Origin of the sequence: Providencia sp. PROV114, from assembly GCF_032704305.1 — a bacterium.
Classification (GTDB): Bacteria; Pseudomonadota; Gammaproteobacteria; order Enterobacterales; family Enterobacteriaceae; genus Providencia; species Providencia rettgeri.
This window is the reverse complement of sequence record NZ_CP120528.1, coordinates 873900-887172: the sequence shown is the minus strand read 5'-3', so window position 1 is coordinate 887172 and position 13273 is coordinate 873900. Positions and strand designations below refer to the sequence as shown.

The 13273-nt window shown below is 41.1% G+C and carries 13 protein-coding genes and 1 pseudogene; 8 read left to right on the top strand and 6 right to left on the bottom strand.

All coding sequences use genetic code 11. From position 1 onward, the window contains the following. Positions 1–44: 44 nt before the first annotated feature. Both P3L37_RS03815 and P3L37_RS03810 read right to left on the bottom strand, forming a co-directional pair. Positions 45–305 carry a bacteriocin immunity protein gene (locus P3L37_RS03815; protein ID WP_004914275.1) on the bottom strand — a complete coding sequence of 87 codons (261 nt, stop codon included), beginning with the start codon at positions 303–305 and terminating at the stop codon, positions 45–47. Between the two features lie 2 nt (positions 306–307). Then, a complete protein-coding gene (locus P3L37_RS03810; protein ID WP_109911940.1) occupies positions 308–2128 on the bottom strand; it encodes a colicin-like bacteriocin tRNase domain-containing protein in 1821 nt (606 codons plus the stop codon). Between the two features lie 561 nt (positions 2129–2689). Between P3L37_RS03810 and P3L37_RS03805 the strand changes: the two are divergent. Further along, positions 2690–2959: pseudogene (locus P3L37_RS03805) on the top strand (choline transporter); the annotation flags it as partial. 207 nt (positions 2960–3166) lie between these two features. On the opposite strand, the gene P3L37_RS03800 reads toward P3L37_RS03805, so the two are convergent. From P3L37_RS03800 to hpaR, 4 genes are all read right to left on the bottom strand, one after another. Continuing rightward, positions 3167–3577, bottom strand: coding sequence for a thiamine pyrophosphate-dependent enzyme (locus P3L37_RS03800; protein ID WP_238562783.1), 411 nt, complete (start codon positions 3575–3577; stop codon positions 3167–3169). Further along, positions 3528–4337, bottom strand: a complete 810-nt coding sequence (locus P3L37_RS03795; RefSeq protein WP_238562782.1) for a hypothetical protein — start codon at positions 4335–4337, stop codon at positions 3528–3530. Before P3L37_RS03795 ends, P3L37_RS03800 begins: the two co-directional genes overlap by 50 nt. A gap of 60 nt (positions 4338–4397) precedes the next feature. Beyond that, complete coding sequence (locus P3L37_RS03790) at positions 4398–4799, bottom strand: thiamine pyrophosphate-binding protein (RefSeq protein WP_232801021.1); 402 nt, start codon at positions 4797–4799, stop codon at positions 4398–4400. 393 nt (positions 4800–5192) lie between these two features. Continuing rightward, the gene (gene hpaR, locus P3L37_RS03785; RefSeq protein WP_004914284.1) at positions 5193–5645 is read right to left on the bottom strand and encodes a homoprotocatechuate degradation operon regulator HpaR; all 453 of its coding nucleotides are present in this window, start codon (positions 5643–5645) and stop codon (positions 5193–5195) included. A 430-nt stretch (positions 5646–6075) separates the two neighbouring features. Between hpaR and P3L37_RS03780 the strand changes: the two genes are divergently transcribed. From P3L37_RS03780 to P3L37_RS03750, 7 genes are all read left to right on the top strand, one after another. Beyond that, complete coding sequence (locus P3L37_RS03780; RefSeq protein ID WP_110732247.1) at positions 6076–6705, top strand: fumarylacetoacetate hydrolase family protein; 630 nt, start codon at positions 6076–6078, stop codon at positions 6703–6705. After that, positions 6705–7484, top strand: coding sequence for a fumarylacetoacetate hydrolase family protein (locus tag P3L37_RS03775; protein WP_004914288.1), 780 nt, complete (start codon positions 6705–6707; stop codon positions 7482–7484). Before P3L37_RS03780 ends, P3L37_RS03775 begins: the two co-directional genes overlap by 1 nt. Beyond that, a complete protein-coding gene (gene hpaE, locus P3L37_RS03770; RefSeq protein ID WP_004905295.1) occupies positions 7484–8950 on the top strand; it encodes a 5-carboxymethyl-2-hydroxymuconate semialdehyde dehydrogenase in 1467 nt (488 codons plus the stop codon). Before P3L37_RS03775 ends, hpaE begins: the two co-directional genes overlap by 1 nt. A gap of 223 nt (positions 8951–9173) precedes the next feature. Further along, complete coding sequence (hpaD, locus tag P3L37_RS03765; RefSeq protein WP_004914293.1) at positions 9174–10055, top strand: 3,4-dihydroxyphenylacetate 2,3-dioxygenase; 882 nt, start codon at positions 9174–9176, stop codon at positions 10053–10055. Positions 10056–10064: 9 nt separating this feature from the next. Beyond that, positions 10065–10448, top strand: coding sequence for a 5-carboxymethyl-2-hydroxymuconate Delta-isomerase (locus P3L37_RS03760; protein ID WP_004914298.1), 384 nt, complete (start codon positions 10065–10067; stop codon positions 10446–10448). Between the two features lie 55 nt (positions 10449–10503). Further along, on the top strand, positions 10504–11730 hold the full coding sequence (locus tag P3L37_RS03755) for a Bcr/CflA family multidrug efflux MFS transporter (RefSeq protein WP_109911938.1): 1227 nt from the start codon (positions 10504–10506) through the stop codon (positions 11728–11730). Further along, entirely contained in the window at positions 11727–13190 is a 1464-nt protein-coding gene (locus P3L37_RS03750) for an NAD-dependent succinate-semialdehyde dehydrogenase (RefSeq protein ID WP_110732248.1), read from the top strand. Before P3L37_RS03755 ends, P3L37_RS03750 begins: the two co-directional genes overlap by 4 nt. Positions 13191–13273 lie beyond the last annotated feature (83 nt).

Sequence of the window (13273 nt, the reverse complement as noted above, 5' to 3'; positions counted from 1 at the left end):
TATGTTCAGCTATTCCATTAATAGTAGTTCTTAAGTAGTAGTTCTTAGCCTTTTTTGAAACTAGGCTTACCATTTTTAGCACGCCATTCTTTGATTGTTTTTAAAATACCAACTGGAGAATCATCAGCGCCATCCTCTGGGTAGTAAATAAGATCACTTCCACTTGGATGCTCTGTTACTTTTTCAAAGTGAGTCACAAGCTTAATTTGTTCTTCCTCATTTGCTGTATCTGCATTACAAATAATTGTTAAAAACTTTAAAAATTCAGATTCTGTATAATCAGTAATTTTATTTTTTAGTTCCATTCTTATTTACCTCTATGGATATCAATATGTTTTTTCGGGGTTGTAACTCTTAAATTGTCCATGTCATAGACTTCTCCCCCTTCACTAATTGGGTTGTCATGGTGCAACTCATGTACCTTTCTACCACCAACTTGATCTTTTTTCCTAGCAAAAGGCGAGTATCCTTTAGAGACAAGAGTTTTATTATTCTTACTAAGATTTTTAATCAATTCTGGAAATTTTGATATCTCATTCCAGATGGCCTTCCTGAACTCATCAAAACTGTTGAATTTCTTACCTCGTAATTTATTAGCTACTTGCTCAGGAATAGGAGCACCATTTTCTTTACTGGCATCATTAAGCCATTTATCGCCAACTTTTTTGCCTTTTCCTGTAGCAGTGCCAGGCTTTTTACGCTTCTCTTCTTTTTCTTTTTTATCCTTCGCTTTCTTTTCTTTAGCTTCGGCTTTTTTCTTTTTCTCTAAAGCTATGCCCAGCTTTCTCTCTGCTTCTTTAATTGCTTTTTCAGCGTCTAAAAGTCGCTCTTTTGCTAATGTGAAACGCTCTACAATAGACTCATAAATTTCCGGATCATCAATTAGAACTTCAGGTTCGCTACCATCATCAGTCTCATATCCATATACGCTAGCAATACTCAAAATGTTAATAACATAATCTTCAGGATTACGATTGAGTAAATATGACAATGCTTTTTGATTATCAATTTTTTCAATATATTCAATACCAAATACGCTAGAAATTACCTGACTTGACTGTTTAATTTGTAAAGGATTTTTACTCACATCAGTTAAAGCACCGCCTTCCGGAGAGCTTTTAGTTTTATCGAGTTCTCTTTTTGCTGTCTGAGCATCTACATCTGCTTGTGATAACTCGCTACTTGCTTGCTTCCAATCTAATTCCGCAGCTTCAGCTGGATATAAAGCACGCCAATCTCGGTTAGCTTCCTCAATTAGTTGTTTTTCTTGTGCAGTCGTTGGATTCTTCGATATTGAAATATAAATTGGCGCATGGTCGCCACCAAAATCAACAATCCCCTGATATGTCTCAGACGTTACACTCGGAATAACCGATTCTGGCTTAACATTGTCATAAGACGGTGTTTTAAACGATGCACTCGGCTTTTTATCCGTCATTTCAATCTGTAATGCCGGTTTACCTGGTGCAATTTCAACAGAATATACACCTGGTCGCCCAGTTTTTTTAGCTTGAACAACATTGACCTGTTGCGGGTTTTTAGTCATTGCGGGCGTAACTTTATTCTTTTCTGGCGAAACAACCTGTTCAACCACAACCTTAGCCGGCACTGTTTTTTGACGAGAAATATCTTTAACGGGCATATCTGTCACGATGCTGACAGGAAGAGCCGTTAATGAATATGTTTGACTCTGTAATTTCTGATTAGCGACTAAATTGGCTAATTGTTGCTGATGTTCCCGAAAAGCAGGGTCCATTGTATCTAAAGCAATAGGGGTAGGTGTAAGTAAAGCACCAACGGCAGTTAAACGACCAGCCATCGGTAAGCTACTCTCCAATAACCCAGCCAAACGGGCAAAAGGCGAAGTGAGTGCAGTCGTATTAATTGTAATACCCCACGTTCCCTCAACTATCGCTATTTGGGACGGAATCGTCATTAACATGGCTGAGGCAATAGCTTGTTTTTCCGGCGTTTTGCTGAAATTCACCGATGAACCATTCCCTCCACCGCCTGAGTTACCGCCATCCCCATTACCTTCCGGACCAGTGCCTTTTCCGCTGTTATCATTTCCACCGTACGGATCATTCTCAGAACTCCATCCTGAACCATCTGAAGCATGTACACCCATAAAAATTTCCTTTTTTTATTAAGAATCCGTTTCATGGCACTGTATAAATACACAGTTAAGTTAAATTAAATATAAACCTAATTCATGAATAAGAAAAAATACTAATGAATATTATTTTTGTTTGCATTACTTTTTACCTTCGCTTTCCTGCTCCCTCATCCACTCTTCATGAAATAAATCATCCTGCAGAAGGTAGCAATTGATTTTCTGTGCAGCCATAAGGCGAAATCATGAATAACGGTAAATATAATAAACGCCATATAATTTGATTATTTGTCATGTTGTTTAAGTTTTTGTCATTAACAGTCAGTTAATAGTAATGTAACTTATTCTCATTAACTGTTTTTAGATAAAAAATATCCACCATGAATAAAATTTAATATTTTCATGTTTAATGCGGTTTTTTTTATGTTGTTTTCATTCCATTATTTCGATTAATTCTTCATTGAAGATAAAAATAAATGTTATATGCCGGCAATCAATCGATTGATTTTATTGATGAATATGTCATGGAAGTATTATTCGCCTCTGCCGGGTTCACATTGATGTGGATGGCCGAATAGGTTTCAAGTGGACTTAGGCGACGATATGCACTTTTTCTATGAAGTTCGCCTCCATTACTCTATTCAACCGTCATTTGCCTTAGCGAGTATGGGTACAGAAAGTGATGATGAAAAGAGTGAAGAACAACGCTACTACCGCGCTGAAATTCACTTAAAAAAAGGTGGGCAAGACTACGATGTGATGGGCTGGGCAAAAGAGCAGATCATTCACGATATTCTTGATCAGTACGAAAAACATATTCACTTTTTACATTTGCTTAGTAAATAATTTTTAAATAAGATACTGAGGGATAAATTGAAGCCAATCCCTCTTGAGCAATTGATTTTAAAAAGTAATAACCAAAGCGTTAGTTATTCATCCATTGCATCTATTCAAATGGGTATTTATTTCTTGACGAAATTATCCACCAGTAAGTCAACAAATTCTCCTCGCTGGTCAGTCAGCATCGCTTTAGCCCATACAGCGCCATTCCCATCACATTATCGATAGTGATATGAGCTGGCCATAATAGCTCGTAACGCATGGTATATAAGCGTCTAGAACCGCTGGCCTATCATGCTCTAAAAAAGCTTCAACAATAGACTCTAAATCATGGGAATTTTTTGCCGTAAATCCTTTGATCCCAGCGACTTCAAACAGCTTAGCAAAATCAGGATTCTTCAATTCTGTATAGCTTCTTATTAGCCCTTCTGATTTTTGTTCTAACTCAACAAAATCCAATGTTCCATTGTTAAATATGACCATTTTTAGTGGTATATTTTCTTGAATTAGCGTCAAAATATCCGCCATTAACATAGAGATACCGCCATCCCCACACAGTGCAATCACTTGTCTATCAGGAAATCCAACTTTCAGCCCCAGTGCCTGTAGTATGGCATTTCCCACCGTTCCATGTTTTTAAGCTTGATAAAAATTCCCGTCGTCCATTCGACTTAATTCCATGTAACGCCCAAGCAAAAGGTGAGCCGCTATCCCCTGTAAAAATAGCATCATCCTGCGCATGTTTACTGAGTAAGGAAACTAAATATTGAGGGTGGATTAAATCAGCATCTTTTGAAATTGCTTTTTTATTGAATTCTGAAACCGATTTATCATGTAATGTGGTCATTTCATTAAGAAACTTAGAATCCTCTTTTTCGGTCACCAATTTTAAAAGCTCAGCGACAGTGTATTTAACGTCACCAATTACACCTTTCTTAATCGAATGACGTAGACCTAGTTTACTCGAGTTAATATCGATTTGAATGATATTGGCATGCTCCGGATAAAAACTTGACCATGCGAAGTCAGCACCTAAAATCAGCATAATTTCACAACTTTTTATTGCTTTATATCCAGAATAAAGTCCCAGAGTTCCCGTCATACCAACGTTATAGGGATTATCCCACTCGATATACATTTTGGCTCGAGAAGTATGTGCGATTGGGGCTTTCAATTTTTTCGCAAGACTGATCACTTCATTCCTTGCGTCTTTAGCACCATATCCTGCATAAATAGTAATTTTTTTACTTTCATTTAGCAGTCGTGCTATCTCATTCAAATCTTCAATCTGAGGTGTCACTACTGGTGGTTTAGAATAGGTAGGATTTAAGTGTGATATATCTGTTATTTCCGCTGCGCTGATATCCGCCGGCAACACAATCACCGCCGCTCCTCGCTTAGTTAACGCTGCATGAATCGCTTTAACAAGAATACGCTTTGCATCTTATGGCCGATTGATTTGCTCACAAAATACAGAACAGCCTTTATACACTTCTGTAAAATCAACTTGTTGGGGAAAAACCGAATACAGTCTATTTGTCGTTAGTTGGCTCGCAAGAACAATTATTGGCGCACCATTTCGATGGCTTTCATGAACACCATTAATTAAATGGAGACTTTCAGGACCACAAGAGCCAGCACAGACCGTTAAATTCCCAGTAAATAAGGCTTCAGCACCCGCAGCAAACGCAGCAACTTCTTCATGGCGCGTGTGTACCCATCTAATAGTACTCTTATGGATTTCATTCGTTATTAGGTTTAGCGTATCCCCTGAAATACCATAACAATTTTTGACCCCATAGCTTTCTAATGTTTCAACAATAACCTTTGCAATCTTCTTTTTCATAACACTCTCCTTGATTACTTTTATAAAAAAGATGTTTTCTAAGCGTTACTTTGCGTGTTTTATTATTAAAAATTCGCAGCATGACGATATTAAATAAATTTTATATTAAATATAGAAAAATAATATCGCAAATAATGTGATGGATAATATCGTGGGATTAACGTTAATGATTGAGTAATACATGCCTACAGCTCTGATGAACTCAAACTGAATAGATTAAAGGCGGAATACAAAGTATAGGAAATACAAGTGACTGTTTAGTGACAATGACGATATTGCCCATTGAAAATAGGTAGAAGTTACAACGAGGATGAACACAGAATAGCTCGGGAAATAGATAGCACTATAACCCGAACAAGAGGTAATCACGCATAACTCAATTCAGAGGTTCACTTATGCGCTTTTTTTACGATCTGCCATTTTACTATAATCTGGACTCTCTAAAGCGATTAGCTCATCCAACAACGCAGTTAATTGCTGCATTTTCTCTGGTGAAAATGCCAGCTCTATTTTTTGATAGCCTTCTTCCACTTCCTGCCGTGCTTTGTCATAGAGCTCTTGCCCTGCAGGTGTCAAAGAGACATATAATTTACGTTGGTCATTCAACGGTTTTAAGCGGAAAATTAAACCTTCGCGCTCCATACGGGTTAGGATCCCCGTTAAACTTGGGCGCAGAATACAGGTTTGAACTGATAATTCATGAAAATCAATTGAACGCTTATCAGCTAAAACTCGAATGATACGCCATTGCTGTTCAGTCAAATTATACGACTTTAATATCGGCCGGAAAAAACCCATTGCGGTTTCTCTTGCCTGCAATAATGCAATTGTCAATGATTCATGCATAAGATTAAAACTCACCACTTAATTAACGTTACTTAACCCAATTTTGGCATTTTATGGCAGTTGCCATTTCGCTTTGTTGGCCCTGTACTTTGATGAAATCACATACCATAGCTATGAGCTTTCACATCACCAGTTTGCCTTATTTAAGAGTAGCACGGTCAAATAACAATCTCAAAGAAAAACCCTAAAATATTAATGAGTAAATAATTTAAAAACTCACTTTTAAGTTAATTTTTTGTAAATAAAAAAAAAATTAAAAAATAATAATTTCTTTTATAACATTAACTTACAAAAAGATAACTTAATTATGTTAATGAGATCACAATTAAAATTAACATTTCCATAAACCTATTGCTAATTTCAAAATTATACTTTATTAATATATTAATAATTACTCGAAAGTTGAATTCTTTTCATTAAGGAGTTGTCAATGAAAGGCACTGTATTTGCCGTTGCCCTCAATCATCAAAGCCAGCTTAGCCACTGGCTTGAGGCATTCCAGCAAGCCCCTTATAAAACCCCACCAAAAACCCCAGTGTGGTTTATTAAGCCGCGTAATACGCGTATCAATTCAGGCGAGAAAATTTTGCATCCCGCTGGTGAAGAAATGCAAAGTGGCGCTACGCTTGCTTTGGTGATCGGTAAAAATGCACGTAAAGTCAGTAAGACAGATGCACATCAGTTTATTGCTGGGTTTGCGCTGGCAAATGAAGTGAGCTTGCCAGAAGACACCTTCTATCGCCCTGCCATTAAAGCAAAATGCCGCGACACGTTTTGTCCAATTGGTGAAATGGTTGCAACTTCGCTAAATAATCCTGTCGATATCATCACCCTAGTAAATGGTAAAGAAGTGGATCGCTGGTCAACAAAAGATCTGATCCGTGATGCGAGTGAGTTAGTTGCTGCATTAAGTGACTTCGCCACCTTAAAGCAAGGGGATGTGATCCTGCTCGGCACACCACAACAACGTGTCACCATCAAACCCGGTGACGAAGTGGTTATTCAAGCGGAAGGCTTTCCTAGCCTGAAAAATACCGTTGTGGCAGCAGGAGGAAAATAATGTCTACGATTACAAAACACGCAAAAATCCTTTTTAAAGGCACTGAATATTCCGTCACCGTCGGTGATAACGAAGCCATTACGTTACCTAACGGGGACGTGATTGCGGGTGATTCTCCTGATGTTGAATGGTTACCTCCTGCGCAAGGAACCTTGTTTGCCCTAGGCCTGAACTATGCCGACCACGCTGCCGAATTAGAATTTAAGCCACCTGAAGAGCCTTTAATTTTCTTAAAAGCAGAAAGCAGCTTAACGGGTCATCGCCAAGTTTCTGTTCGTCCTGATAATGTGGAATATATGCATTATGAGTCTGAATTAGTGGTGGTGATTGGCAAAACAGCTCACAAGGTTTCAAGAGAAGATGCCATGGACTATGTCGCAGGTTACACCGTGTGTAATGACTATGCGATCCGTGACTATTTAGAGAACTATTATCGCCCAAATTTACGTGTTAAGAGTCGTGATACTTTAACGCCGATTGGCCCTTGGATTGTCGATAAAGATGCCATTAAAGATCCGCATAATTTGGCTTTGTACACCTATGTTAATGGTGAATTACGCCAAAAAGGCACCACTGCCGATCTAATTTTCGATATTCCTTTTTTAATTGCTTACCTCAGTGACTTTATGACATTGCAACCGGGAGACATGATTGCTACGGGGACACCAAAAGGGTTGTCTGACGTGGTACCGGGCGACGAAGTCATTGTTGAAGTTGAAGGCGTTGGCCGACTGGTCAACACCATTATCAGCGAAAAAGACTATGAGGAACGAGTGTAATGACTAAGATTAATCATTGGATCAACGGTAAAAACGTTGCCAGCAAAGACTATTTCGAAACCACCAACCCTGCAACGGGTGAAGTATTAGCAGAAGTCGCCGCGGGTGGACAAGATGAAATCAACCAAGCCGTTGCCGCAGCGAAAGACGCTTTTCCAAAGTGGGCCAATACCCCAATGAAAGAGCGCGCTCGCTTAATGCGTCGCCTTGGTGAATTGATCGACGAAAACGTCCCGCAAATCGCGGAAATGGAAACCAAAGATACCGGTTTACCTATTCACCAAACTAAAAACGTGTTGATCCCACGTGCTTCACATAACTTTGAATTTTTTGCTGAAATTTGCCAGCAAATGAACGGCCGTACATACCCTGTTGATGACAAGATGATGAACTACACCTTGGTTCAACCTGTGGGTGTCTGTGCGCTAATTTCCCCATGGAACGTGCCATTTATGACCGCCACATGGAAAACCGCCCCTTGTTTAGCACTGGGTAATACTGCGGTTCTGAAAATGTCTGAATTATCACCATTATCGGCAAATCGCCTCGGTGAACTGGCACTAGAAGCCGGTATTCCAGCAGGTGTTCTGAACGTAGTTCAAGGTTACGGTAGCACTGCGGGTGATGCGTTAGTTAAGCATCATGATGTCCGTGCGGTTTCCTTTACCGGCGGTACGGCTACTGGCCGCACCATTATGCAAAATGCAGGCTTGAAAAAGTATTCTATGGAGTTAGGTGGTAAATCACCTGTGTTGGTGTTTGAAGATGCCGATATTGAGCGTGCACTAGACGCAGCTCTGTTTACTATTTTCTCCATTAATGGTGAACGCTGTACAGCTGGCTCACGTATTTTCATTCAAGAAAGCATCTACCCTGAGTTTGTTAAACGCTTTGCTGAGCGGGCAAATCGCCTGATCGTCGGTGACCCGAACGATCCCAAAACCCAAGTGGGTGCATTGATCAGCCAGCAGCACTGGAACAAAGTTTCGGGTTATATTCGCTTAGGTATGGAAGAAGGCGCAACCTTGTTAGCGGGTGGTCCAGACAAACCGACTGATCTACCTGATCACCTCAAAGGTGGTAATTTCTTGCGTCCTACCGTATTGGCTGATGTCGATAACCGCATGCGTGTCGCCCAAGAAGAGATCTTTGGGCCTGTTGCTTGTTTAATTCCGTTTAAGTCTGAAGAAGACGGTTTACGCATGGCAAATGATATTGAGTACGGTCTTGCTTCGTATATTTGGACACAAGATGTCAGCAAGATTTTACGTTTATCACGCAGCATTGAGGCAGGCATGGTGTTTGTTAACACCCAAAACGTGCGTGACCTGCGCCAGCCTTTTGGTGGTGTAAAAGCTTCGGGTGTAGGCCGTGAAGGTGGCGAGTATAGCTTCGAAGTCTTCGCGGAAATGAAGAACGTCTGTATCTCCTACGGAGACCACAACATCCCTCGCTGGGGTGTGTAATAAAAAGCAAAATTATTCCGTAGCAAGCTACACCATTCTTTATTCTAAGTAATTTTGAATCAATGATAATTAATTTGGCTACTTATCCTAAATAATTCGTGTTGTAGCTAGGCGGCAAGTGAAGTTATCCCTAGGAGCATACTGAAGTATGTGACTAGGGTAACTTTATGAAGCCAACAACGCTACGGCGCGAAGTATGACGGATAAGTGAAGGAGGAAGGAAATGGGTAAGTTGGCACTCGCAGCAAAAATAACACACGTCCCATCCATGTACCTATCAGAACTACCAGGTAAAAACTTTGGATGTCGCCAAGCCGCTATCGATGGGCACAAAGAAATCAGTCGCCGCTGCCGTGAGTTGGGCGTTGATACTATTATTGTTTTTGATACACACTGGTTAGTTAACAGCGCCTATCATATTAACTGTGCTGACCACTTCAAAGGTATTTATACCAGTAATGAGCTTCCACATTTTATTCGTGATATGGAATATGAATATGATGGGAACTCCGTATTGGGCCAAATGATCGGTGAGGAAGCACGTAAATTAGGCGTTCGTGCTCAAGCACATGAAATTCCAAGCTTAACCCTCGAATACGCCACATTAGTCCCTATGCGCTATATGAATAGCGATCGTCACTTTAAAGTCATCTCGATTTCAGCCTTCTGTACTTCTCATAGTTTTGAAGACAGCCGTAAGTTAGGCGAAGCCGTACTGACTGCGATTGAAAAATACGATGGAACTGTGGCGGTACTAGCAAGTGGTTCGTTATCTCACCGCTTTATTGATGACCAACGTGCTGAAGATGGCATGAACAGCTACACACGTGAATTTGATGAGCAAATGGATAAACGCGTCGTCAAACTTTGGCGTGAAGGACGTTTTGAAGAATTCTGCAAAATGTTACCTGAATATGCCGACTACTGCTATGGCGAAGGCCATATGCACGACACCGTGATGCTATTAGGTATGCTGGGTTGGGATAAATACGCCGAAAAAGTGGAAATTTTAACTGACTTGTTCGCAAGCTCTGGAACAGGGCAATTAAACGCGGTATTCCCTCTGCCTAGTTATATTACTGACAAACAAGCCACCACTGCGTAAGGAGTTGTTATGCCTCATTTTTATGCAGAATGTACAGAAAACATTCGTGATGACGCTCAGCTACCTGAGCTCTTCGCCAAAGTGAATGAAGCCCTTGCGGGAACAGGTATCTTCCCATTAGGTGGCATTCGTAGTCGTGCTATTTGGCTAGATACTTGGCAAATGGCCGATGGCAAGCACGATTATGCTTTTGTCCATATGACGTTGAAGATAGGTGCTGGGCGTTCTCTTGAAGATAGGCAAAAAACGGGGGAAATGATTTTTGAGCTGATCAAAAAACATTTTGCCGATTTGATGGCAAAACGCTACCTCGCATTATCTTTTACCATGGAAGAGCTTGATCCAGTTTTAAATTATAAGCAAAACAATGTTCATGCCTTATTTAAGGGTTAACAGTTTAAAGGTTAATGGTTTAAATCTTTATTTATCGTTTTATTGAGAGGGCAAGATGGTTAAAAATTTCGATAAACACATACCGCACTATTTGATCCCATTACTAGGGTCATTAGTGGCATTCGGTCCATTGTCTATCGATATGTACCTTCCTGCCCTCCCTCAAATGGGTATTGCGTTACACGCCACTCAAGGGCAAATGCAGTACACTCTTGGCGCCTTTTTTGCCGGATTCTGCATTGGAATGCTGTTTTATGGCCCACTAAGTGACCTTCTAGGTCGTCGGAAAATGTTGTTAAGTGGCCTTGCCATTTTTACTGTCGCCAGTTTGTTGTGCGCCCAAGCCACCAATGCAACTACTTTGATTGTATTCCGAGCGCTGCAAGCTTTTGGCAGTGGAGCGGCCATTGTGATGGCAAGAGCTATCGCTAGGGATGTTTACCCTGCTCATGAGTTACCTAAAGTACTGTCATTAATGACACTTGTGACCATGATAGCGCCATTACTGGCACCGCTATTGGGTGGTTTTTTACTCGTTCATTTTCAGTGGCAAGTGATTTTCTATTTGCTGGCAGTGATTGGCTTGGCTTCGGTGTGTGCAATTTTTTTCTTACTCCCTGAAACGTTAACCCACCAGCGCGGTTCTGAAAATATACTTTGTGTCGCTTTCAAGAATTATGCACAGGTGCTCACAGACCGAGAAGCACTGAGTATTATTGGCACCATGGCTTTCTCCTTTGCCGGTATGTTTGCCTTTATCAGTGGTTCACCGTTTGTGTACATCAATTATTTCGGTGTTTCTGAACAACATTATGGTTTGCTGTTCGGCTGTAACATCTTGGGGATGATTGTCATGCTGTTGTTGAACGTTAAACTACTAAAAACCTATAGTTTAACGCGCATACTGACTATGCAAAGTGGGTTTCAATTAGCGTTTGGTCTGCTGTTACTCATATTTTACCAACAAAGTTTGCCCATAATTGTTATTCTAGTCGTACTGTTCTTATCGATGGTCAATGCTATCGGCACGAACAGTTTGTCACTATTACTGCAACATCGCGGGAAAATTGCAGGAAGTGCCAGTGCACTTGCCATTTCTATTCAGTTTGCCTTAGCGGCTGTCGCCAGCGTTGCAGTTTCTGTATTACAAGATGAATCCCCATTCGCTATGGCACTTGTTATGGCGCTTTGTGCCGGGTTAAGTTTTGCTAGCCAACAGCTATCAGCTAAAAATATCCGCCCACAAGTCCAATCAGTGTCTTCGGAGAACAACGAAAAATGAGCATAAATACCAATTCTACATTATTTCGCCAACAAGCTTATATCAACGGCCAATGGGTTGATGCCCAAAATAAAAGTGTATTTGAGGTCACTAACCCAGCAAATAATGAGGTTATCGCTAACGTCAGCAATGTCGGTGCTTTAGAAACTCAACAAGCTATCGAAGCCGCAGAAAAAGCCCTGCCGGCATGGCGTGCTAAAACCGCCAAAGAGCGCAGCCAAATTTTAAACAAATGGTTCCGTTTAATGATGGATAACCAAAAGGAATTGGCCGAATTACTCAGTGCTGAGCAAGGTAAGTCGATCACTGAATCGATGGGAGAAATTGCCTACGGTGCCAGCTTTATTGAGTGGTTTGCTGAAGAAGGTAAACGAGTGTATGGGGAAACCATTCCATCACCTCTGCCAGGACGTCGTCTGGTGACGATAAAACAGCCCGTGGGTGTGGTTGCGGCTATCACGCCATGGAACTTCCCAAATGCCATGATCACTCGCAAAGTCGGCCCTGCGCTTGCAGCTGGTTGTACGATGGTATTAAAACCTGCGGCAGAAACGCCATTATCAGCATTAGCATTGGCAGCGTTAGGGGAAGAAGCTGGCATTCCTGCTGGCGTGTTTAACATTGTTCCAGGTACTGATGCTAAAGCTATTGGTGGCGTTATGACTTCCAGCCCAATTGTTCGCAAACTCACATTCACGGGTTCAACGCGAGTCGGTAAGTTGCTGATGGAACAGTGTGCCAATACGGTGAAAAAGATGTCTCTGGAACTCGGAGGTAACGCGCCATTTATCGTGTTTGATGATGCTGATTTAGATGCAGCAGTACAAGGTGCATTAGCGGCTAAATTCCGTAATAGCGGGCAAACTTGTGTGTGTGCTAACCGTATTTTAGTCCAAGAAGGGGTTTACGATGAATTCGCAGCTCGTTTGGCAAAAGCGGTGAATGAACTGAAAATCGGCCCTGCCACACAAGCAGACTCCCAACAAGGTCCTCTGATTAACCAAGCCGCGGTCGATAAAGTCACTGAACATATTGCAGATGCCGTTTCACACGGTGCAAAAGTGATTGCAGGGGGTAAACCAGCCCAATTAGGTGGCTTGTTCTTTGAACCGACGGTTATCACAGGTGTGACTGAGTCCATGAAGGTCGCAAAAGAAGAAACGTTCGGCCCACTGGCACCATTATTTAAATTCCGCGATGAACAAGAAGCGATAGCTCTTGCCAATGATACTGAATTTGGCTTGGCATCTTATTTCTATTCAAAAGATATCGGGCGTATCTACCGTGTTGCAGAGGCATTAGAAAGCGGCATGGTGGGTATTAATGAAGGCATTATTTCAAATGAAGTAGCCCCATTTGGTGGTATTAAGCAATCGGGTCTGGGGCGTGAAGGTTCACGCTACGGAATTGAAGATTATTTGGAAGTGAAATACCTCTGCTTTGGTGGTCTTTCCAATTAGAAAGACACATTAGCTGGCGGTCTTCGCTTTTAAAATCTTAGCTCTAAATAATTCGAGTTAGAACAAGGCAGTAAATGAGACTA